Raw genomic sequence first — 23,127 nt, 5'->3', positions numbered from 1 at the left:
ATCATACTTATCTTTGGTGCAAATTATACTCTCTTATTACCTCAGCAACAGCATCTTCTTCGCTGTTTTCATGGAAAGTTTTGTCACCAACCACACAAATTGACTTCCCGTTCTTTTCTTCAATGGTGCCCACGGTATGACCGCCAATTTGCACCAATTTCAACGCGTTTTCTTCTGGATCATCAATAATATTAACACCGATTCGTTTTTCCTTTCGATTCACGCTTAAAAACCTCCTAGAATAAAAAATAGTTGATAAAATCAACTATTTTAGCTTCATCGAGCGACGATAATCTTCCTCAGCTTTTTTATTTCTTCCCAATGAAAACTTCTTGGGAACTGGATCGTATCCACCCTTAACCAGTGGATTACACCTCAAAATTCGTGTAAACCCCATCAGTGTCCCTTTCAATGCTCCAAAGCGATTGATCGCTTCGAGCGTATAATGCGAACAGGTTGGTGAGTACCGACAACTAGGCGGAAACAATGGTGAAATAAAGCGCTGGTAAAACTTAATTAAAGATATAAATACTCGTTTCAATTTTTTCTCTCAATTATTTTCTACTGAAAAATCCACGACTCTTTTTATTGCTACTCATGTGCTCAAGCATTTCACCAGCACCCTTTGCAACGTTATCTAAAGGATCTTCAGAAATATAAACCGGAACCGTTAATGCATTTGAAATTACAGTATCAATGTCTTTAAGAAGTGCACCACCACCGGTTAACATTACTCCTCGATCAATAATATCAGCTGAAATTTCTGGTGGAATTGTCTCTAAGACTGCCTTTGCACCTGACACAATGGAGTTAATTGAACCACTAATAGCTCTCGCAACTTCCTGACTAGTAATGGTTACCGATTTAGGCATCCCACTAACTGAGTCACGACCTCTAACCTCCATCTCTTTAACATCTTGGGTGGAAACGTCTGCCGTTCCAATCTGCATTTTAATTCGTTCAGCGGTGTGTTCACCGATAATAAGGTTATGTTCTTGTTTCAAGAAGTTAACGATATCAACGTTCATCACATCTCCAGCAATTTTAAGTGATTTACTGGCTACGATATCACCGAGTGAAAGAACCGCAATGTCTGAGGTTCCACCACCCATATCGATTACCATGCTACCATGAGGCTGGTAGATATCCATACCAGCACCTACGGCAGCTACTTTAGGCTCTTCTTCAATGAAAACTTCGCCACCAGCTGCGCGTTCCGCTGCTTGGATAATTGCTTTTCGTTCAATGTTAGTGATGTTTGTAGGAGCACAGATCATCGTCTGTGGTTTAGAAACAACGCCCTTAACGCTTAATTTACTGATAAAATACGAAAGCATTTCTTGAGTAATATCAAAATCAGAAATAACTCCGTCTTTTAAAGGTCTAATGGCTTTAATGTTTCCAGGAGTTCTACCTACCATTTGGTAAGCTTCAGAACCGACCGCCAATACCTTATTTGTTTTAGTATCAACGGCAACTACAGATGGTTCATTAAGAACAATACCCTTCCCCGTAACGTATATAAGAACGTTAGCAGTTCCTAAGTCAATCCCAATATCTTGTGCCATAAAAATACTTCCTTCCGTAACATCGTTTAACTAAATTATAGCATATCCAGAATAGCAAAAGAGAATTATCACATACGAAATTATCTAAATTTTTCTAACGATCAAGTTAGTCATTAGCAATTGCGTCGCTTTCTTTAATTGGGATTCGCTCAACTTCTGCGCCAAGTTTTTGCAGTTTCTTGTGAAATTCGTAGTAGCCACGATCAAGATACTTCAGATTAGTAACTTCCGTATAACCATCAGCAACTAGACCAGCTAAAATCAAGGCAGCTGCAGCTCTAAGATCAGTCGCAGCAACTTTAGCACCCTCAAAATGGGTTGGTCCATACATGGTGACCGTTTCGCCATTAATGTCGAACTTAGCACCCATTCTGCGTAATTCTTCCATGTGCATAAACCGATTTTCAAAAACAGTTTCCGTTAGCTTGCTGACACCATCGGCCCTTAACTGAAGTACTGTCATTTGAGGCTGCATGTCAGTAGGAAAGCCTGGATATGGGGCAGTCTTAACGTTAACTGGTTTTAATTTTGCGGGTCCAATGACACGAACACCATCGCGTTCTTGTTCAACTTTAACCCCCATCTGTTTCATTTTGGAAATTAATGGTAAGTTATGTTCGGTAATCCCGTTTTCAATTAAAAGATTTCCTTCAGTAAGCGCTGCGGCAACCATAAAAGTCCCAGCTTCAATTCGATCTTGAACCACTTCATGACTAGCACCATGAACACTTGATACTCCGGTAATTGTAATCGTATCAGTGCCTGCTCCAGAAACTTTTGCTCCCATTTTGTTCAATACTTTTTGTAAGTCAACAATCTCAGGTTCACGGGCAACGTTTTGAATCTTGGTAGTTCCCTTTGCAAGGGTAGCGGCCATCATTACATTTTGAGTAGCACCAACACTTGGAAAATCGAAATAAATATCGGTTCCAGTAAGTCCGTTAGGAGCAGATGCTTCTACGTAACCATCATGTTGTTCAATGTGAGCACCTAAGGCTTCAAAGCCACGCAAATGTAAGTCAATGGGACGACTTCCAATTGCACATCCTCCTGGTAAAGCAACTTTTGCTTGACCTAAGCGAGCTAAAAGTGGACCCATCACAACAATTGAGGCTCTCATTTTTGAAACATATTCGTACGGAGCTTCTGGTGAAATTTGCCCAGAAGCATCCACTGTAATTTTATTTTTACTTTTATCAAAATCAACTCGAATGCCCAAATGTTTTAAAACTTCATTCATAGTAAACACATCGGACAACATGGGACAGTTGGTTAAAACAGTCTCGCCATCACTTGCAAGAATAGTAGCAGCTAGAATCGGTAAAACGGCATTTTTTGCACCCTCAATGTGAACTCGACCATTAAGTTTGTTTCCGCCATGCACAACAATTTTTTCCATGGTACTCTCTCCTATTACGTATTATTTAAATAGTACTGTTAAATTTTTTAAGTTATCAATGAATGACATAAAGAACGAACTGCATATAAAACCAATTACGATCGAAAGGAGGACAATCAAGACCTTCCCCTGTCGTTCTTGAATTGGTAAAAACCGTTCAAAGTGAATTCCTTGTATAGACCAAAAAGCTAATGCAATAAAGAATAGCTGACTAATTATTGTTATTAAAGATTCAACTCCAAATGGATTCATTACGCGATACTCCTAATATTCATTCTTACTATATACTATCATAAAATCATTCAATTGTCGTAAATCGGAGGTCCATGTAAAAAATTGTAACAAAAAAGAGGAACTAAAAAATTCCTCTTTTTTAATTAATGTTGTGCAACATTAATTCTATTAACAGCTCTTTGTAAAGCAACTTGTGCACGTTTCAATGCATCCGTATCGTTCTTAGATTGAGCATCTTTAATCTTCTGTTCTGCACGCTCTCGGGCATGAGTAGCTCTCGATACATCAATGTCACCTTTACGTTCAGCACTATCAGCAACGATGGTTAAAGTATTATTGGAAAATTCGGCAAATCCACCATTGACCGCAACGGTATCCATGTCATTTCCATTAAACTTAAACCTCGTTTCACCAATTTTTAAAGAAGCAATCACTGGAACATGGTTAGCTAAAATTCCAAGGTCACCCATCATTGTTTCAATGATAGCCATGGTGACTTGATCATTGGAATAAACCTCGCCATCAGGAGTAACGATACTAACGGTTAATACTGACGATTTATTATCAGCCAATTAGATCAGCCTCCTATTTGCTTTGACTTGCTTTTTGTTCTTTCAGTTTGTTGTAGTTTGCAACGACATCATCAATTCCACCACAGTTTCTGAAACAGTCTTCAGGAATATCATCGTACTTACCTTCGAGAATTCCCTTGAAGCCGGCGATAGTATCCTTAACGGATACATACTTACCTGGAAGACCCGTAAACTGTTCGGCAACGGTGAAACTTTGTGATAAGAAGAATTGAATACGACGAGCACGACCAACAATCGTCTTTTCTTCGTCGGATAATTCATCCATTCCTAGAATTGAAATGATATCTTGTAATTCACGATATCGCTGAAGAACGTGTTGAACTTGACTTGCAACGTCAAAGTGTTCTTGTCCAACGATTTCTGGAGAAAGGGCAGATGATGTTGATGCCAATGGATCAACGGCAGGATAAATACCTTGTTGCGTTAATGAACGCTCAAGGTTAGTGGTAGCATCCAAATGGGCAAACGTTGTTGCAGGAGCAGGATCGGTATAATCATCGGCTGGAACGTAAACAGCTTGAATTGAAGTGATCGCACCCTTTTTAGTTGATGTGATTCGTTCTTGAAGTTGTCCCATTTCAGTAGCTAGAGTAGGCTGATAACCTACGGCTGATGGAATACGTCCTAACAGAGCTGAAACTTCCGTACCAGCTTGGGTAAATCTAAAGATGTTATCAATGAATAAAAGAACATCATCACCTTCAGCATCTCTAAAGTACTCAGCAAGTGTAAGACCCGTCAATGCCACACGCATACGAGCACCAGGTGGCTCATTCATCTGACCATACACCATGGCAGTATGCTTTAACACACCCGATCCTTTCATTTCAAAGTACATATCATTACCTTCACGGGTTCTTTCACCAACACCAGTGAAAACGGAAATACCGTTATGACCCTGAGCAATGTTATGAATTAATTCTTGAATCAAAACGGTCTTACCAACACCGGCACCACCGAATAATCCAACTTTACCTCCACGAATATATGGAGCTAATAAATCAATAACTTTAATTCCAGTTTCAAGAACTTCAGTCGATGGGTTTAACTCATCGTACTTAGGTGGTTGTCTGTGAATGGCCCATCTCGTTTGATCAGGACCAAATTCTGGTCCACCATCAATTGGCTGACCTAAAACATTAAATACTCGACCTAGAGTATCATTACCTACTGGCACTTCAATTGGAGCACCAGTATTTTCAACATCCATCCCACGACGTAAACCATCGGTTCCGTCCATAGCGATGGTACGTACCACTCCGTCACCTAACTCAAGAGCAACTTCAACAACTAATTGCTTGTTGTCACCCTTTTTAACGTTCAAAGCAGTATTAATTTCTGGTAAATCACCGTCTAGGGGAAATTTAACATCAACAACTGGCCCGATAACTTGTTGTACTTTACCAGTAGTATTCATTATGCTTTAATTCCTCCCATCTATTAATGGTTCAATGCTTCTTGACCACCAGTAATTTCTGTAATTTCAGTAGTGATAGCTGCCTGTCGTGCCCGGTTATACTTGAGTTCAAGTGATGAAATCAAATCATCGGCATTATCAGTGGCTGATTTCATTGCAGTTGAACTGGAAGCATGTTCAGCTGTCTTGGCATCCAAGATTGCTCCATACATTAAACTTTCAGCATATTGAGGAATTACAACACCAAGCACAGCCTTAGCGGATGGCTCAATATCATAATCTTCAATCAAGTTTTTAACTTTGACATCAGATCCAGCTTGACCACTATTCTTATCATCCATAGATGATTGAATTGACTCTTTATCCATGGGAAGAAGCTTTTCAGCCCTAAAATCAGAGGAAATTCGGTTAACGAAGTGATTATAACAAATGTACAAATCAGTATAAATTCCATCATTATACATGGAGGTAATGGTCTTAACGATCCCTTGAACTTCGGTATAAGTAGGAACATCTGAAACGGTGCGATTTTCGTATGCAACGTTTGCTCCACGCTTCTTATAGAAGTCTGCACCATTACCACCAATTGCTAAAATCATATAATCATCAGTATTTGGAGTGTGCTTTTCAATAAACTCATTGGCACCTCTGATTACATTACTATTGTAGCTTCCAACCATTCCACGATCAGATGAAATTACAATATAGGCGGTCTTTTTCTTAGCATTTTTTGAATCTTGACTTGAAGGTTTATTATCCTCTAACAAATCGGACTGAGCCAGATGAGCGATTACAGACTTAACCTTAGATACATACTGATTATAGTTCTCTGTATGTGCCTGAATTCTGTTCAACTTAACCGTTGAAACCATCTGCATCGCCTCGGTAATCTGACGTGTACTCTTGGTCGATGCGATTCTGTGCTTTACATCATTCATCGATTCAGCCATTAGTTGTTATCCTCCCTTCAAGTTAATTACTATTAACTATACTGTCACCTTTAGCTGAAGGCTTAAAGGTGCTTGCAAACTCTTGGATTGCACTGTTTAGCTTCTTTTCATCTGGAAGATCACCAGTTTTCTTAATGCTTTCAAGTAGGTCAGGATAATTTGTATCAAAGAATTTGAAGATCTCATCCTGGAATCTTAAAACATCATCAACGGCAATTTTATCTAGGTAGCCATGAGTTAAGCAATACAAGATCAAAACTTGTTTTTCAACTGGTAGTGGTGAATGAAGTGGTTGCTTTAAGACTTCCACCGTTCTAGATCCACGATCCAGCTTAGCTTTAGTAGCTTCATCAAGATCAGAACCGAATTGAGCAAACGATTCAAGTTCATGATATGAAGCAAGATCCAAACGTAATGTACCAGCAACCTTTTTCATTGCCTTAATTTGGGCATCTCCACCAACACGAGAAACTGAAGTACCAGCATCAACGGCTGGACGGTCTCCAGAATAGAACATGTCAGAGTTTAAGAAGATCTGACCATCAGTAATTGAAATTACGTTGGTTGGAATATAAGCGGAAACATCCCCTGCTTGCGTCTCAACAATTGGAAGAGCGGTCATCGAACCGCCACCCATCTTGTCACTCAACTTAGCAGCACGTTCAAGTAAACGTGAGTGGGTGTAGAAAATATCACCAGGATAAGCTTCACGACCAGGTGGACGTCTCAAAATTAAGGAAAGTTCACGATAAGCATTAGCTTGTTTCGTTAAGTCATCGAAAACAATCAAAACATCTTTACCCTTGTCCATGAAATACTCACCCATGGTTGCACCAGCATATGGTGCAATGTAAAGCAAGGGAGCAGGTTCAGATGGACCAGCTGACATGACGATTGTGTAATCCATCGCACCGTACTTTTGGAGGGTGTTTACTTGTTGTCTAACAGTTGAATCTTTTTGTCCAATTGAAACGTAGATACAAATCATATCTTGATCTTTTTGGTTCAAGATTGTATCAATCGCAATTGAAGTCTTACCAGTCTTTCGATCACCAATGATCAACTCACGTTGACCTCTACCAATTGGAACCAAAGCATCAATTGATTTGATACCAGTTTGTAGTGGTTGTTTAACACTTTGACGTTGCATGATTCCAGGTGCTTTTTTCTCAATTGGAGCAGTTTGATCGGTCTTGACCTCACCTTTACCATCAATTGGTTGGCCTAATGAGTTCACAACTCGTCCAACCATATTGTCTCCAACAGGAACTTCCATGATTCTTCCGGTTCTTTTAACACTGTCACCTTCACGAATACCTGTAAAGTCACCTAAAACAACGATACCAACTTCGTTGCTTTCGAGGTTTTGCACCATTCCATAAACACCATTTTGGAACTCCAGTAATTCACCGGATAAAGCATTATCTAGACCATATGCACGAGCAACACCGTCACCAACATAGGTAACGACACCAGTCTCGTCGACGTTAAGTTCGTCTTTGTAGCCATCTAATTGTTTTTTAATTAGGGCACTAATTTCTTCAGCCTTAATGCTCATAAAAGTTTCACCTCTTCAATATAGATATCTTATCGACTAAGAGAGCAAATTACGTACTTCTTTAATTTTAGTACGAACACTTCCGTCGTAAACAACGTTATCTGACGACAAAATCGCACCGCCAATAATACTACTGTCTACTTTCGCAGATAAGTCAACTGTTTTAGCACCAACCCTTTTGGCAAATGTCTTGGTTAACTTGTCTTTCTCTTCGTCATTCATTGGAACTGCTGTAACTACGCTAGCACGCACGATTCCTTGCTTCTTATCATATAATTTGCCAAATTCATCAATAATCGCGACCATATCATTAATACGCCCATAGTCATAGACCATCTTTACAAAATTCTTGACGTACTGAGAAGTTGCGCCATCAATCAAAGAATTAATGATCGAATCTTTTTGCTTAAGATCAAGCACTGGCCCTGCTAATGCGATAGATAAACCAGGGTCACTTTGAAAAATGTCTTTAATCGCCATTAAATCAGCATTCCCAGTTTCTAACTCATCATGTTCTTCTAGTACTTGAAAGAGCGCATTAGAATATCTTTTGGCAAGCGTAACCTTATCTAGACTCATTTGGATTACCTAGCCCTTCAATATAAGAATCGATTAATGCTTTTTGATCATCAGCATTTAAGTTCTTTTTAATGATTTTGGAAGCAATCTCAATAGATAAATCTGCCACATCATCTTTAGTACTTGCTAAAGCGTCTTCACGTTCTTGTTCGATATCTTTATGAGCTTTATCCTTTAAGGTTTTAGCATCATCTTGAGCATCGGAAATAATTGTGTCGCGACGTTTTTGACCAGCTTGTTCAGCATCACTAACGATTTTAGTTGCTTCGTCATGCGAGTTTTGTAATGCATCGGCACGTTCTTTGGCTAACTTAGCAGCATCGTTACGTGATTGTTCAGCAGAATCAATATCGTTGGCAATTTTAGTTGCACGATCTTGCATCATCTTTGTGACGGGTTTCCATGCGAAAATCTTAACAATCCACATCAAGAGTAAGAACAAGATGGCATAAAACAGCATATCACCAACATTGAATCCAGCCGCAATAACTAAATGTGTATACATCTATTGACACCTCCTTTTTCTAAACTAAGAAAATGTTTTCTCTATTTGTTCATAACCAAGAAGGCAACAACAAAGGCCAAGATGGGCATAACTTCAACTAAGGCAACACCAATGAACATATTAGTTCTAAGTGTTCCTGATAATTCTGGTTGGCGTGCCATACCTTCAAGCATCTTGGAAATAATTAAACCGTCACCAATTCCGGCACCAATAGCGGCACCACACATTGCGATTCCAGCAGCAATAGCTCCCATAATATAATCCTCCTATTTTCTTATTCCTCAATTGATAATTTTTGAGAAACATATACAGATGATAATGTTACAAATACATAGGCTTGAATACAGCCAATAAACACTGAGAATCCTTGCCATGCTAACTCAAGTGGGGCAGCGACTGGAATCAGCCACAATCCATTTGAAAATGCTAAATTAGCAATTATCCCGGCCAACAATTCACCAGCAAAGATATTCCCATAAACACGAATTCCAAGTGTTAAGAAGTTCGTAAGCTCCTCAAGTAGGTTGATTGGTAGGAACAAGAAGACAGGTTGTAAGAATCCCTTAAAGTGTCCCTTATAACCTAGTTTCTCAACACCACAATACATAGCAAATGTCAGAGACATTAATGAGAACGTCAAAGCGACGATTGGATCGGCCGTAGGACTCTTGACGTAGACAATATTACCTACCTGAATATGCAAGAACAAACCAAGTAAGTTAGCTATTAAGATGAAATAGAATAGCGTAAATGCCCATAGTCCATAATTCTTAGGCGCATCATTACCAATCGTTGACTTTATAATTCCATTTGTAAAATCAATCATGTACTCCAATAAATTCTGTTTCCCCTTTGGTTTCAACTGCAGGTTTCTCGAGCAGACGAATATAAAAGCGAACAAAACAACAGCCACAATCACACCAGAAATCATATTGCTGACGTTGAAAGTAAGACCTAAAAATTGAAAAGTACGAGTTGGCTCCACAGATATCACCTCTTTTCGCAACTATTATCACTCGCAATAAAAAACGTGCCATAAAAAGTAGTTGAATAATTGCGATTCTATATTCAAACAAGTCAAAAGCTCACTTATTCAAATCTGATGAAATAATACCACCATTTCAGGCAAATTTCAAAGCTATAAAGCACCAAAAATTCTAATTTTATAGTCTTTATAACAATTACTTCACAACCGAAATTGACAAAACTTAAACCCGGCCTTTACGTAAAGCAATCTAACAAAAAAGTGGGAGTACATTAACTCTCACTTAAAATTATTATTTTTATTTTGTTCCAAACAAACGGTCACCAGCATCTCCCAACCCAGGAACGATGTAACCATGATCAAGATGATCGTCAAGTGCAGCGGCATAAATGTCAACTTCTGGTTCAGCTTTTTGAACCGCTTTAACTCCTTCAGGAGCAGCAACTAGACAAACAAACTTAATGTTTTTGGGATTAGCGCCGTGCTTCTTTAATGCATCAAGCGCCATAATTGCCGATCCACCCGTAGCAAGCATTGGATCAACAACGAAGATCTGCCTCTCACCAATATCACTTGGCAACTTTAAAAAGTATTCGTGGGGCTGAAAGGTTTTTTCATCACGATACATCCCGATATGACCAACTTTGGCTGTCGGAATTAGATCAAGTACCCCATCTACCATTCCAATTCCAGCCCTCAGAATTGGCACAACAGCAACTTTTTTACCAGCTAATTTCTTAGCGTGCGCAGTTCCTTCAGGTGTCTCAACTTCAACGTCTTTAAGTGGCATATCACGAGCAACTTCAAAAACCATCAAACTAGCAATTTCATTAACGACTTCTCTAAACTCACGTGTCCCACAATTCTTATCTCTAATAATGCTTAATTTATGTTGGATCAACGGATGATCCATTACGTGAAACTCGCCCATAACGCACTCTCCTCTTCGTATTATATTTATACCTATTATAACACAAGGAATACCAAAAAATTTCTAGCTCCTTATCGTGTAATTGGGTTTTCTTTACACAATTTGGATACGTCACTCTTGATTTGAGCCAAAACATCGGGTTGATCGTAATTGTCAATGGCTTTAATAATTAAATCAGCAACTTTCTTTGAATCATTCTCATCAAACCCTCTTGAAGTGATCGCGGGAGTCCCAATTCGTAGTCCACTAGTTAAAGTTGGTTTCAACTTTTCATTTGGAATTGCTTCCTTGTTAGTGGTAATCATTAATGAATCCAACATGTCTTGAGCTTGTTTACCATTTAAACCGGTATCGGTCAGATCAACGGTCATTAAATGATTATCAGTTCCACCAGAAACTACTCGTAAATGTTCGGAATTATTGAACTCGTCAGCCATGGCATTCGCATTTTTAAGAATTTGCTTGGAATAAGTAACAAAATCGGGTTGTAAATCTTCATGAAAGGCAACCGCTTTAGCAGCAATTACTTGTTCTAAAGGACCACCTTGGGTACCAGGAAAAACGGCTGATTTAATCTTTTTGGCGTACTTATTTTGGCTTAAAATCATTCCACCACGAGGACCACGCAAGGTTTTATGAGTCGTAGTTGTCACTACATCGGCAATTCCTACTGGACTAGGATGTAATCCGGTTGCAACCAGACCAGCAATGTGAGCCATATCTACCATTAAGTAGGCTCCCACACTATCAGCAATCTCTCTAAATTTCTGCCAATCAATGATTCGACTATAGGCAGATGCACCAGCTACGATAATTTGCGGTTTTACTTCCTCTGCAATTGTTTGAATATGATCGTAATCAAGTTGCTCAGTCTCTGGATTAACGCCATAAGTGAACGACTGATAAATCTTACCAGAAAAGTTGACCTTAGCACCATGTGACAAGTGTCCACCGGCATTTAGGTCCATTCCAAGGATCTTATCTCCCGGCTTTAAGAAAGCGGCATATGAAGCCTGATTAGCTTGAGAGCCGGAATGAGGTTGCACGTTTACATACTCAGCACCAAATAACTTTTTTGCTCGTTCAATGGCCAGCGTCTCCACTTTATCAACATACTCACAGCCACCGTAATAACGATGACCAGGATAGCCTTCCGCATATTTATTGGTTAAAACGGAGCCCTGGGCGGCTCGGACACCCTTTGAGGCAATGTTCTCGGATGCAATCAACTCAATTGTGTCCTCTTGACGCTTTTTTTCACCGTGAATGGCATCCCAAAGTTCAGGATCCATCTTTTCATACTCTTTGTCTGACATGATATCTACCTCATTTCACTATTTGAATTAAGTATACTATTCAAAGTGCTTTTGTCCTGCGGATTTGTTTAAGCGGTTCATGTAAGCCTCCCCTAATTCAGTTGGGGTAAATCCCTGTGTCAAAATATTGTCAACGCCATCTTCTAAATCAAATTGACGAAGTCCGGCAAATAGTAAATGACTGGCCGTATTAATATCACTTCCAAGACTGTAAATTTCTGCATTGTTTGGCCAGTCAACTGCATCAATTACATCGTCAGTTGCCATAACTCCCACAGTCCCATCTTGTTTTTTAATCCAATCAGCCGCTCGCTTCCAGTCATCTTTATGGTCAACAATTTGAACCTGAGCATCTGGGGCATAATGACGGTACTTCATTCCAGGAGCCTTTGGAACCTGATCCGCACTAACATGATGAACGGCATCGTCAACTGGGCCTACGACTTTTTCAATCTGGTCAACGGTAACTGCACCAGGACGCAAGATTGCTGGCTTCCCAGTTGACATATCAATAACTGTCGATTCAACCCCAAAGTCAGTAGCACCGTCGTCTAAAATCCCCGCAATTTTACCATTTAAATCATGATAAACGTGCTTTGCAAGGGTAGGACTGGGTTTGCCAGACGTATTTGCTGATGGACCTACTAATGGAACACCAGCAGCCTTAATCAAATTTAGAGTTGACTGTTTATCAGGATTTCGAAAAGCAGCGGTATCAAGTCCACCAGTAACTTCTTTAGCAAGTGCACCCCTTTTTAACTTTAAGATGATTGTCAATGGACCTGGCCAAAACGTTTTCATTAATCTTTTTACTTCTTCGTCTAACGGTTGAGCATACTTCTCAACCGTCTCAACATCAGCAACGTGAACGATTAATGGGTTATCACTTGGACGTCCCTTAGCTTTATAAACCTTTTTAACCGCTGAGACATTAGTAGCATCGGCCCCTAGTCCGTAAACTGTTTCGGTGGGAAAAGAAACGAGGTTCCCCTTCTTAAGTTCTTCTGCGGCCGCATCAATCTGATCCGGCGTAAATATCTTTGTATCCATTTTAAAAATTCTCCTTTATTTCATTTTAATCATTCGATCACGCATTGCCATGTCCTTTCGGAGACGAACCGACCGCCTTTTATTATCATTCATCAAAATCTTTTGAACCGGATCTCCCTGTCTAAAGCCAATTTCTAAATAAAGAGAGCCATCCCTCTCTAAATGAGCATCAACATCACGCGAAATTCTCTGATAGATTGAAAGCCCATCATTATCAGCAAATAAAGCCTGACGTGGTTCATATTTTAAGACACTTTCATCCATATACTTAATCTCATTTTGACCCACATATGGTGGATTAGAGACAATCAGGTCAAATTTTTGTTCACTAAAAGCGCCAAATAGGTCACTCTGAACAAAATTAATTTCGGTGTGATTTGACGTTGCATTTTTTTGAGCAATTTTTAATGCATTAAGTGAAATATCAGAACCAGTTATTTTCCAACTTGAGCGTTGCTTTTTTAATGAAACCGCAATGGCACCACTACCAGTTCCAACATCCAATACGTTAATAGGATGATCATCGTAATCATTTAAGATCCACTCCACTAATTCTTCCGTTTCAGGTCTTGGAATCAAAACACTGGGATTAACTTGAAAAGTGTATCCATAAAAATTGGCAGTTCCAATTACATATTGCAGTGGCTCATGATTTAGAACCCGTTCTATCATTTCAATAAACTTAGCTTCCTGATCATCAGACAAATTAAACCGATAATTCATCAGCAAATCCGTCAAATTCCATCCCATCAAAGACCTCATCACCTGGCGTCCTTGATCAGGATCCAAATTTTCTTGCTCCAGACGCAAAGAAGCCCATTTAAGGGCTTCAAAAACAGTTGCATTATTTCTAAGCTTCTGAGTCATTCAATTTCTCCAACTTTTTAGCTTGATCAGAAACAATTAATGCATCAATGATGTCATCTAAGTCACCATCCATGATTTTGTCTAACTTGTTCAAGGTTAATCCAATTCGATGGTCAGTAACTCGATTTTGAGGATAGTTATAAGTCCGGATTCGTTCAGAACGGTCACCCGTTCCAATGGCATCTTTCCGTTTCTCATCGTACTCATTCTGTTCTTTTTGTTTGTAGTAGTCATAAACACGAGCTTTTAAAACCCGCATTGCCTTAGCACGGTTCTGTTGTTGAGAACGTTCATCTTGCATTGCAACCACAATCCCAGTTGGAAGGTGGGTCATTCGGACGGCTGATGAAGTTTTGTTAATATGTTGACCACCAGCACCAGAGGAGCGATAGACATCCGTTCGAATATCGCCTGGATCAATGTCAATGTCCACATCTTCTTCCTCAGGCATTACACCAACGGTAGCTGTTGAAGTGTGAACTCGTCCAGCCGATTCTGTCGAAGGAATTCGTTGTACTCGGTGAGCACCATTTTCGTACTTTAACTTGGAATAGACTTTATCACCAGTGATCATTAAAACAATCTCTTTAAAACCACCAACTTCAGTATCAGTTTCATCGATCACTTCAATCTTCCATCCCTGACGTTCGGCATACTTGGTGTACATGTTATATAAGTCAGCCGCAAACAAACTGGCTTCATCTCCACCAGCTGCTCCACGAATTTCCATGATAATATTTTTCTCGTCATTAGGATCCTTTGGAATCAACAACAACTTCATTTGATCTTCAAGTTGCGTTTTCTGATCCTTTAAATCACTAATCTCGGATTTGACCATGTCTTCCATTTCGCTATCAAGTTTTTCTCTTAACATGGTCTCATCATCATCTAATTGTTTACTAATCTTTTTATACTTATTGTAAGTTTCAACCGTTTCTCTGAGACTGCCCTCTTCTTTTGAGAGTTTCATGAATTTTTGGGTGTCAGCAATCACTTCTGGATCACTGATTAGTTCGTTTAATTCATCATATCTGTCAGAAACGGATTGTAATTTATCAAAAATTTTATCCATATCGGCTTCAGCCATTCTTATTACTCCTTATTCTTTTGTGCTTCAATCGGAGGATTGAAATAATGATAACGACAAACAGGATAATATGACTCGTTACCACCCATAAAGATCTGCTCGCCCTCGTAAACGGGCTTTCCATCATGGACTCTTAAGTTCATAATTGCTTTCTTTTCACAAAACCAACAAATCGTTTTCATTTCTTCAATCTTATCCGCATACAATAGTAAATACTTCGATCCCTCAAACAATTTATTTTGAAAATCATTTTTAAGTCCAAATGCCATGACCGGAATATGTAATTGATCAACCACTTCGGTTAATTCGAAGATGTGATGCTTATTTAAAAACTGGGCTTCATCAACTAACACACAACTAATGGGTTCATCGCGTTTTTCAATTTCATCTTTTACCATTTTAAATGCGTTTGAATCGGAATTAATTGAAAGGGCTTTACGAGTCAACCCAATCCGAGAAGCGATGGTTCCCTTCTTTTCCCTGGTATCAAGGCCACTTGTCATCAAAATAACTGATTTACCCTGTTCCTCATAGTTATGAGCGACTTTGATAATTTCGATTGATTTTCCGCTATTCATGGCTCCGTAACGAAAGAATAATTGTGCCAAGTTATCACCTTTTCTCTATTTTCACTAACTTTTTCATTATATCGAATTTACCACTTTTTCGCATCCAAATTCAAAATTTGTTCTACCATTTGAATAATTGCTTTTTCTTAAATTAGTTACTATTCTTACTTATAAGCGTAGTTTTATGATAGAATTATTTTAATTGTGCAAAACTAATCATTTCTAAGGGAGAACTCATTATGTCATTTCAGAGTAGAATTGCCACCATGGCTGGTAAGTCATCTTACTGGTTCCTGCATAATTTTTTGCACCGTGGTAGCTCATTACCAGGAAAAATAACCACTGCAATTGATCCCAATATTTTAAAGACGCTGGGTAAAAATTACGATGTGATTATTGTGTCAGGAACGAACGGTAAAACTTTGACTACCGCACTGATCGTTCAAGTCTTAAAGGAAGAATATGATCAAATTCTGACTAATCCAACTGGATCTAACATGACTCAGGGAATTGTCTCAACCTTTTTACAAGCAAAGCATCCCAAATATGGTGAAAATCCAATTGCAGTCTTAGAAGTTGACGAAGCCAACGTAAAACCGATTGTTCAGGCTATCAAACCAAAGATGTTTGTTTTGACCAATATTTTCCGTGACCAACTGGATCGTTATGGTGAGATTTACACTACCTACCAAAAAATCTTAAATGGGATCTTACTAGCTCCAAATGCCCTAGTGGTTGCAAACGGTGATTCCGCCATTTTTAACTCTAAAAAAATGCCAAATCAACAAGTGTTCTATGGCTTTCAAGATCAACCAGCTGATAAAGATATCAAGGCAGCTCCCAACACGGATGGGGTCCTTTGTCCCGTTTGTTCGCACATTATGCACTACCATTACATCACTTACGGAAATTTAGGTGACTACTTCTGTCCTAACTGTGGTTTCCATCGTCCAGAACTAGATTACAAAGTCACTAAAGTGGTGGACGAAACCCCAACTAGTTCAACCTTTGACATTGATGGAAACCAGTATTCAATTGATGTTGGTGGAACATACAATATTTACAACGCCCTCGCTGCTTACGCGGCCGGTCGGCAAATGGGAGTTCGTCCTGATCAAATTAAACACGCTTTTGAAACCAACAAGCGACTCTTTGGAAGACAGGAAGAAATCAAAGTTGGTGACAAGGAAGTAACCATTGTGCTAGTTAAAAATCCAGTTGGACTTAACCAAGTCATTGATATGATTTCTCATGAAAAAGAACCATTTTCGTTTGTCTTTCTTGAAAATGCTAACTATGCTGACGGCATTGACACGAGTTGGATCTGGGATGGCGACTTTGAACGTCTGCCAAAGATGAACATTAAAAAATTCATTTCCGGTGGTGAACGATACAAAGACATTACCTTCCGCCTTAAGGTTGCTGGGGTTCATGACGACAATCACATCATTGAACCAAACATTGAAAAAGTCTTAGAACAAATTAAACAGCTCCCCACTAAAAAGGTTTACGTTCTGGCCACTTACACGGCTATGCTTCAATTCAGACACTTACTAGCACAAAAGGGATTCATTAAAGGAGGAATGGACTAATGACAAAAACCATTCGAGTGGCTCACTTATACGGTGACTTAATGAATACTTACGGTGATATTGGGAACATTTTGTCGTTACGATATTACGCTAAACAGATTGGCGTTGAGGTCACCTCAAACGTTGTTAGTTTAGAAGAAGGGTTCAACGCTGACGATTATGATTTCATGGTTTTCGGTGGTGGACAAGACTTTGAACAAACCATTGTTTCAAAAGACATTCAAACCAAGAAAGATGAAATTAAACGTTTCATTGAACAAGGTAAACCAGTCATCGCAATCTGTGGTGGCTTCCAGTTACTTGGAAACTACTACGTTGCAGCTAATGGCGAAAAGCTTCCTGGCATTGGTGCTCTTGATCACTACACGGATGCAATGAAAGACAATCGTTTCATTGGAAACATTGAAATTCAAAACGAACAAACCAAGGAAAAATACCATGGTTTTGAAAACCACGCTGGAGTGACCTACTTAGGACCAAGTGAACGAGCACTGGGAAAAGTCATTAAGGGACATGGGAACAACGGAAAAGATGGAACTGAGGGTGCCATTTACAAAAATACCGTCTGTACCTACTTTCATGGCCCTATTTTAGCCCGAAACGGTAACTTGGCTAAGCGTATGATGTTTAATGCCCTTGAAAAGAAGTATCCCGATACTGATTTTTCGGGTGATACGAAAAAAGTAAAAGTTGAATCATTCTAAAATTAAAGCACTACCGATTAATTGGTAGTGCTTCTTTTTTTACATAAAATGAATAAACGGTCGACCGCCTGCTAGAAGCAATCCAAGAATCGCCACCACTATAATTGCAATCACGGTCATCCACAAAAACCATCCTGAAAGTTTCTGTTGTGATTTAAAGGCAAACGCCATCTCAATCAGACCAATCAATAGTAACGCGCAAACAACCTTGATAATCGTCAAGACTGGATCACGTCCCCATGCAAATGGGATCAGAAAAATTCCTGAAATAATTAAAATCACATAACAGAGTCTGGCAATCATCGTCATGACTTTAAAATGCCAGTTCGAAAAAAGAGCAATACAAACCACAATAAAAAGAACCAACCACGTTAATAAATGAATCCAAATTAGCATAATAACACTTCCCCATTTAGATTAACTCCATTATACACAATCCATAAGGACTTTTAGTCATAATTCGTTAACACCGTTCTTTGGTTATGGCATAATTACTGAAAAGAGGGAGTGGTGGATGACATGAAAAATAATCAGTTCGCACAAATACCAGTTAACCTTAACACCGCTAAACGGGAGTTAGCCCAAGTTGGCTTTAATCCAACCGAAATCGAAAATTCTAAAACCGTTTCAGAAGCATTTTTGAAATTACTTAGTAAAACGCTTATTAACGTAAACAATAAAAGTGGTCAAATGGAGCAATTGAATAATCGACTAGCGATTCCAGATAAACGACTTGGCGATTATTTGCAAAATAATGGTGAAGTCAACCAACGGGTTTTCTACCTAGTTGCCCTCCAACTGCTTGAATTTCAAGCAGACGTCGACTTTCAGGTTGATGAACCACTAAAAGCGATGAAAAAAATTCATTTGAAGTACTTTAATAAACCTGGTCAGTGGGACATAGACAACTTACTTCAAGCTTGGTACCTTCTACTAACCACCCATAACAAGACTGGTCAAACCTACCTTGATCACTTAGCAAACCAGGGATTCTTTAAGGGATTTCCAAAAGATAAGCCCCTCTTCTTTAATGGCAAAGCGCAGGCTATTTTTGAACCAGAAGACCTCATTTATGAGACAGTCTACGTTGAAACCGACACTGATTCTGATAAGGACGGAAAAGCTGATCTAATCAAAGCTGAGATCACCCGTCCCAAAACTAGTTTCAAGCTAGGAACTCTTTATACGGCTAGTCCGTACGACCAAGGGACAAACGATGCGTTTGGAGACCAAATCACTCATGATGTAAACAAACCAATTATTCGAAAAGAACCAGATGATACCATTTATTCTGACATTATGTATGAAGAACAACCCCAAAAGTTTAGTACTAGAACGCCAAAAGGTTTTTCCGATGAAGCCATTGAGGGACACGTTGCAAAGCCGGGTTATACCTTAAATGACTACTTCTTAATGCGGGGATATGCAGTGGTTTATTCAGCTGGTATTGGAACCAAAGATTCTGACGGAATTCAGACGTGCGGTTCTCCCGAACAAACCGATTCAACAGTTGCAGTAATTGAATGGCTTAATCATAAACGGCGAGCATTCACCAACCGAACGGACAATATCGAGATCAAAGCTGACTGGTCCAATGGTAACGTAGCAATGACCGGACGATCCTACCTAGGAACCCTTGCCAATGCTGCAGCAACCACTGGAGTGGATGGCCTTAAAACCATTATTTCAGAAGCTGCCATCTCTTCTTGGTACGATTATTATCGTGAAAATGGTCTGGTAATGGCTCCCGGCGGATTTCAGGGAGAAGACGCTGACGTTTTAGCGGCTGAGACATTCAGTAGAAGTCTCAATCCTGGTGATAATTTCCAGATCCGGCCCTTCTTTGATCGCTACTTATCAATTATGCAAAAACAGATGGACCGTACTACCGGAAATTACAACGAATTTTGGGACGAAAGAAACTATCGAAACAACGTTAAAAACATTAAAGCTGATGTCTTAATCGTGCAAGGCCTGAACGATTGGAACGTTAAACCAGTCAACGCAGCCAAACTATGGCAGGGAATCAAGTCTCTTCCAATTAATCAAAAGATTATCCTTCACCAAGGTCAACACATTTACATCAACGCCTTTCGTTCGTTTGATTTCAACGATATCGTCAACATGTGGATTTCACATGAGTTATATGGGATTGAGAATAACGTAATGAACCAAATCCCCAATGTGATTGTGCAAGACAACGTCAAGCCGGAAACGTGGAACAAAAAGAATAACTGGCTTGATAATCATAGTAAAAAATACTATTTAAATGATGAAAAACTAAGCAAAACTTCAAACAAAAGCCAACTTAAATACCAAGATCAGTTGGATTCGTCGCAATTTAAGGCATACTGTTCTCATCCAACACGGTGGGAAAAAGATTTACTTGATTCAAACAGTTCATTAAAGGGACACCGTTTGATCTTTAAGACTTTACCTCTTAGTGAAGAGCAAATCATTTCGGGATTTAGTACTCTTCATCTACGCATCGCCACGTCTAAGAACGTCGGACTCTTGTCAGCCCAATTGGTCGATTACGGGGACGCTAAAAGATTGAATGTTACCCCTACTATTCTTGAGCCCAAGGGAATTCTACTAGGACACAGATGGTACACGGATGATCTACGGGAATTCACCTTAAATAAGCATTCAACACCAAACAAAATGATCTCGTTTGGACATATGAACCTTCAGAATCGCCATTCCGCTTATCAAAACGATCAATTGATCCCAAACCAATTTTATGATGTTGACTTAACTTTACAACCAACCTTCTATCACCTTCCAGCTGGCAGAAAGCTTGGACTAGTACTATACGGAACTGACTTTCAGATGACTCAGCGCGGGAATCAAGAGATTGAGTACACGATTGATTTGGAAAACAGTTATCTTAAAGTTCCTTATAAATAAGAAAAACACGTTTGTCTTAAATTAAAGCAAACGTGTTTTTAATCTAATTAAATAATTCATCAAGATAGGTGTTAATTAAGTCATTTCGATCTTCCATGAAATGATCACTTAAGTGAGGGTGAACCCGATTAGACAAAAAGACAAAGCCACTCTTTTGGTCCCGATTGAGTACGATTACCACCCCTGTGTAACCGGACTGCCAAATGTACGGATGACCTTCGTAATCAGCTAAAGCCCATCCAAATGACCGGGTGCCATCTTCCATTGGCGTCTGATCGGTATACAATTCATCAAACGTCTCATTATTAAAGATGCTACTACGACTATTAACCTGAAGCATCCACTGGGCAAAACGAGACAAGTCATTTAAAGTACTAAACATCCCAGCTGAACCACAATCATCGCCCAAGATTTGCGCCTTCGGGTCATGAACTTCACCCTGCAAATTAGTACGGGTTTCTTCATTGTATGTGGTTGGGACAGAACGTTGCGCTTCAGGATGAAAAGTCGTGTCATTTAAACCAAGTGGTTTTAGAACCATTTGTGTGATCAGTGGTTGAATGGGAATTCCCATTACCAACCCAGCAATCCATCCTAAGAAAATATAGTTAACGTCTTCGTATTTCATTTGCTTGTTAAAATCATCACCTACATGAAGGCCTAAGAGTGCCTCACGAAGCTGATTGATATTCATCTGATTTCGATTGGGAATGTACCCTTCAATTCCAGAAGTATGGGTCAACAAATGACGAATTGTAACCTCCGGATACTTCCATTCTGGTAAATAGTCAGAAACAGAATCATCTAGGTGAATCCGTCCATCTTGAAGTAATCGCATGATAACTGGCAGGGTCCCGACCACTTTGGTCAAAGAAGCAATGTCGTAAACGTCGTTTGGTCCAACGGCTTCTTTCGTTGGCTCCACTTGCTTTAATCCCATCTCATCGCTTTCAACGTTCATCCCAGTGATAAACGAAAATGCCGCACCTGGGATACTCTGGTTTTCAATCATTTGTTTAATCTTAGCTTTTGTCTTTGAAAAATTCATTTTTATTCTCCTAATAACCTCAATTATACCAATTTCTCTAAAAATTAAGAGAGTAAATTACTTCCAGATTAAATTTACTTAGGCTCATTAACCTTCCATGTCTGATCAACGTCAAATTTCTCAATTTCAGTGCGGTTAGGATCAAGAGTAGCACGAGTCATCGTCGGACAACTTGGTGTTTGTAAATACAAGGTCCTGTTTTTAACGTCATAACCAACCCAATACTGAGTAAAATCGCACTGTTGCGGCAAATCAGGATTTCGACTGATACCCTTTGGAACGATGAATGGCTTAAAGCAATTGTATAAAGTGCTTATTCCTTCAGCATCTGAAAATTCATCAATGTTTTTAGAGATAAAAGTTGCGCGAATAAACCGCGATGGTGAAGAATAATCTCCTGGAATCCCAAACATTCCATATCCAGTACCACCTTCGATTGGATTAACCGGTAATTTTCCACCAATCTTAGTCGGCTTCTGATTATAAGCATTTAACGAAACATAATTTCTGAGGTTAGTAGTATGAAATGAATATCGTGGACTATTGGTCATCACCCCAATACTATCGTATATTTTAAATCCACCATTGTCCGTTGCTTCAAGCACAATGGAATTCCCGTTTTCATCAGAAAAGGTGTAATGAAGATGGAGCTTACCAGCTTTTCCATGAAAAACATAAGCTTTATCAATCAATCCTGTGGTCTTAGCGAGTCTTCTGATGTCATCAAGCGTCGCACACTGAGTTAAAACATATGTCCCAAATTCCTCACCAAAAACTGGTGTTAGATTACGAGCTTTTAAATCTGTTTCACTTCCATGAGTGGTTTCCAGAAGAACCTGAAGATCTCCGGTGATTCCCTTTTCATTGATACCATCAAACAGAAGACTTCCTTCGTCAGGGCCAATCCCCATAACTGCATACTTGCTACGCCAGTTTTTTAATTCTGACTGAATTATCTGATTTGCGGGAATATTTACGATTTTAGTTGAGACAGCCGCTTTTTCGTTATGAGAATCAAAAAGTGGAACCATAAAGTCCATCGTACGGCCCCAAAACGGATGACCATCCGTAGATTTAATAATAATTGAAGTACACATATCCAAATCCTCCTCATATTTATTTATAAAAAATTTTATTTATAAAAAATGCCCTCAAACATAATTATGTTTGAGGGCATTATCATATTTGAATTACCCGTATGGGCATAAATACCATATTTATTCACTGTTTATAACTATTCAAACGCTAATTATCTAAATAAAAGT

Annotated in this window: 25 protein-coding genes; 3 read left to right on the top strand and 22 right to left on the bottom strand. The window is 39.2% G+C overall.

All coding sequences use genetic code 11. The features are described from left to right. Positions 1-7: 7 nt before the first annotated feature. The 19 genes from AC6UDG_RS06535 to AC6UDG_RS06445 form a co-directional block, all read right to left on the bottom strand. Positions 8-223, bottom strand: a complete 216-nt coding sequence (locus AC6UDG_RS06535; protein WP_500694361.1) for a DUF2969 family protein — start codon at positions 221-223, stop codon at positions 8-10. 42 nt (positions 224-265) lie between these two features. Next, positions 266-541: a membrane protein insertion efficiency factor YidD gene (gene yidD / locus AC6UDG_RS06530; protein ID WP_500694360.1), complete on the bottom strand. Its 276-nt coding sequence runs from the start codon at positions 539-541 to the stop codon at positions 266-268. A 13-nt stretch (positions 542-554) separates the two neighbouring features. Continuing rightward, positions 555-1,568, bottom strand: coding sequence for a rod shape-determining protein (locus tag AC6UDG_RS06525; RefSeq protein ID WP_500694359.1), 1,014 nt, complete (start codon positions 1,566-1,568; stop codon positions 555-557). A gap of 106 nt (positions 1,569-1,674) precedes the next feature. Beyond that, a complete protein-coding gene (gene murA / locus AC6UDG_RS06520; RefSeq protein WP_500696060.1) occupies positions 1,675-2,967 on the bottom strand; it encodes a UDP-N-acetylglucosamine 1-carboxyvinyltransferase in 1,293 nt (430 codons plus the stop codon). A gap of 21 nt (positions 2,968-2,988) precedes the next feature. Continuing rightward, on the bottom strand, positions 2,989-3,219 hold the full coding sequence (locus tag AC6UDG_RS06515) for a DUF1146 family protein (protein ID WP_500694357.1): 231 nt from the start codon (positions 3,217-3,219) through the stop codon (positions 2,989-2,991). A gap of 125 nt (positions 3,220-3,344) precedes the next feature. Further along, positions 3,345-3,773 carry a F0F1 ATP synthase subunit epsilon gene (locus AC6UDG_RS06510; RefSeq protein WP_500694356.1) on the bottom strand — a complete coding sequence of 143 codons (429 nt, stop codon included), beginning with the start codon at positions 3,771-3,773 and terminating at the stop codon, positions 3,345-3,347. A gap of 13 nt (positions 3,774-3,786) precedes the next feature. After that, positions 3,787-5,211, bottom strand: a complete 1,425-nt coding sequence (gene atpD, locus AC6UDG_RS06505) for a F0F1 ATP synthase subunit beta (RefSeq protein ID WP_500694355.1) — start codon at positions 5,209-5,211, stop codon at positions 3,787-3,789. Between the two features lie 23 nt (positions 5,212-5,234). Continuing rightward, entirely contained in the window at positions 5,235-6,161 is a 927-nt protein-coding gene (locus AC6UDG_RS06500; RefSeq protein WP_500694354.1) for a F0F1 ATP synthase subunit gamma, read from the bottom strand. Between the two features lie 22 nt (positions 6,162-6,183). Beyond that, a complete protein-coding gene (gene atpA / locus AC6UDG_RS06495; RefSeq protein WP_500706834.1) occupies positions 6,184-7,719 on the bottom strand; it encodes a F0F1 ATP synthase subunit alpha in 1,536 nt (511 codons plus the stop codon). Positions 7,720-7,755: 36 nt separating this feature from the next. Continuing rightward, positions 7,756-8,298: an ATP synthase F1 subunit delta gene (atpH, locus tag AC6UDG_RS06490; protein ID WP_500694352.1), complete on the bottom strand. Its 543-nt coding sequence runs from the start codon at positions 8,296-8,298 to the stop codon at positions 7,756-7,758. Beyond that, on the bottom strand, positions 8,285-8,803 hold the full coding sequence (gene atpF / locus AC6UDG_RS06485) for a F0F1 ATP synthase subunit B (RefSeq protein ID WP_500694351.1): 519 nt from the start codon (positions 8,801-8,803) through the stop codon (positions 8,285-8,287). The genes atpH and atpF overlap by 14 nt, the downstream gene beginning before the upstream one ends. 41 nt (positions 8,804-8,844) lie before the next feature. After that, positions 8,845-9,057: a F0F1 ATP synthase subunit C gene (atpE, locus tag AC6UDG_RS06480; RefSeq protein WP_010021947.1), complete on the bottom strand. Its 213-nt coding sequence runs from the start codon at positions 9,055-9,057 to the stop codon at positions 8,845-8,847. A 20-nt stretch (positions 9,058-9,077) separates the two neighbouring features. Next, complete coding sequence (gene atpB, locus AC6UDG_RS06475) at positions 9,078-9,788, bottom strand: F0F1 ATP synthase subunit A (RefSeq protein ID WP_500694350.1); 711 nt, start codon at positions 9,786-9,788, stop codon at positions 9,078-9,080. Positions 9,789-10,086: 298 nt separating this feature from the next. Next, on the bottom strand, positions 10,087-10,719 hold the full coding sequence (gene upp / locus AC6UDG_RS06470; RefSeq protein WP_500694349.1) for a uracil phosphoribosyltransferase: 633 nt from the start codon (positions 10,717-10,719) through the stop codon (positions 10,087-10,089). Between the two features lie 71 nt (positions 10,720-10,790). After that, on the bottom strand, positions 10,791-12,035 hold the full coding sequence (gene glyA, locus AC6UDG_RS06465) for a serine hydroxymethyltransferase (protein WP_500699807.1): 1,245 nt from the start codon (positions 12,033-12,035) through the stop codon (positions 10,791-10,793). Between the two features lie 36 nt (positions 12,036-12,071). Continuing rightward, positions 12,072-13,085, bottom strand: coding sequence for an L-threonylcarbamoyladenylate synthase (locus tag AC6UDG_RS06460; protein ID WP_500706833.1), 1,014 nt, complete (start codon positions 13,083-13,085; stop codon positions 12,072-12,074). Positions 13,086-13,100: 15 nt separating this feature from the next. Next, entirely contained in the window at positions 13,101-13,952 is an 852-nt protein-coding gene (gene prmC, locus AC6UDG_RS06455; RefSeq protein WP_500706832.1) for a peptide chain release factor N(5)-glutamine methyltransferase, read from the bottom strand. Then, positions 13,936-15,024, bottom strand: coding sequence for a peptide chain release factor 1 (prfA, locus tag AC6UDG_RS06450; protein WP_500694425.1), 1,089 nt, complete (start codon positions 15,022-15,024; stop codon positions 13,936-13,938). Before prfA ends, prmC begins: the two co-directional genes overlap by 17 nt. 20 nt (positions 15,025-15,044) lie before the next feature. Beyond that, a complete protein-coding gene (locus AC6UDG_RS06445; RefSeq protein WP_500701383.1) occupies positions 15,045-15,617 on the bottom strand; it encodes a thymidine kinase in 573 nt (190 codons plus the stop codon). A gap of 230 nt (positions 15,618-15,847) precedes the next feature. Between AC6UDG_RS06445 and AC6UDG_RS06440 the strand changes: the two genes are divergently transcribed. Both AC6UDG_RS06440 and AC6UDG_RS06435 read left to right on the top strand, forming a co-directional pair. Then, positions 15,848-17,200: a MurT ligase domain-containing protein gene (locus tag AC6UDG_RS06440; RefSeq protein WP_500706831.1), complete on the top strand. Its 1,353-nt coding sequence runs from the start codon at positions 15,848-15,850 to the stop codon at positions 17,198-17,200. Next, positions 17,200-17,904, top strand: coding sequence for a type 1 glutamine amidotransferase (locus AC6UDG_RS06435; protein WP_500694344.1), 705 nt, complete (start codon positions 17,200-17,202; stop codon positions 17,902-17,904). Before AC6UDG_RS06440 ends, AC6UDG_RS06435 begins: the two co-directional genes overlap by 1 nt. A gap of 39 nt (positions 17,905-17,943) precedes the next feature. Here AC6UDG_RS06435 and AC6UDG_RS06430 read toward each other — a convergent pair whose 3' ends face one another. After that, positions 17,944-18,300 (bottom strand): DUF1516 family protein, encoded by a 357-nt coding sequence (locus tag AC6UDG_RS06430; protein WP_500694343.1) that lies wholly within the window; start codon positions 18,298-18,300, stop codon positions 17,944-17,946. Positions 18,301-18,423: 123 nt separating this feature from the next. Between AC6UDG_RS06430 and AC6UDG_RS06425 the strand changes: the two genes are divergently transcribed. Then, positions 18,424-20,814 carry a Xaa-Pro dipeptidyl-peptidase gene (locus tag AC6UDG_RS06425; RefSeq protein WP_500706830.1) on the top strand — a complete coding sequence of 797 codons (2,391 nt, stop codon included), beginning with the start codon at positions 18,424-18,426 and terminating at the stop codon, positions 20,812-20,814. Between the two features lie 43 nt (positions 20,815-20,857). Here AC6UDG_RS06425 and AC6UDG_RS06420 read toward each other — a convergent pair whose 3' ends face one another. Next, positions 20,858-21,862 (bottom strand): serine hydrolase domain-containing protein, encoded by a 1,005-nt coding sequence (locus tag AC6UDG_RS06420; RefSeq protein WP_500706829.1) that lies wholly within the window; start codon positions 21,860-21,862, stop codon positions 20,858-20,860. Positions 21,863-21,936: 74 nt separating this feature from the next. Next, positions 21,937-22,959, bottom strand: coding sequence for a linear amide C-N hydrolase (locus tag AC6UDG_RS06415; RefSeq protein WP_500706828.1), 1,023 nt, complete (start codon positions 22,957-22,959; stop codon positions 21,937-21,939). Positions 22,960-23,127 lie beyond the last annotated feature (168 nt).

It is taken from the genome of Fructilactobacillus sp. X2R1C1, assembly GCF_059901435.1.
Note: the sequence above shows the minus strand (reverse complement) of the source record. Positions and strands in the feature narration are given on the sequence as shown.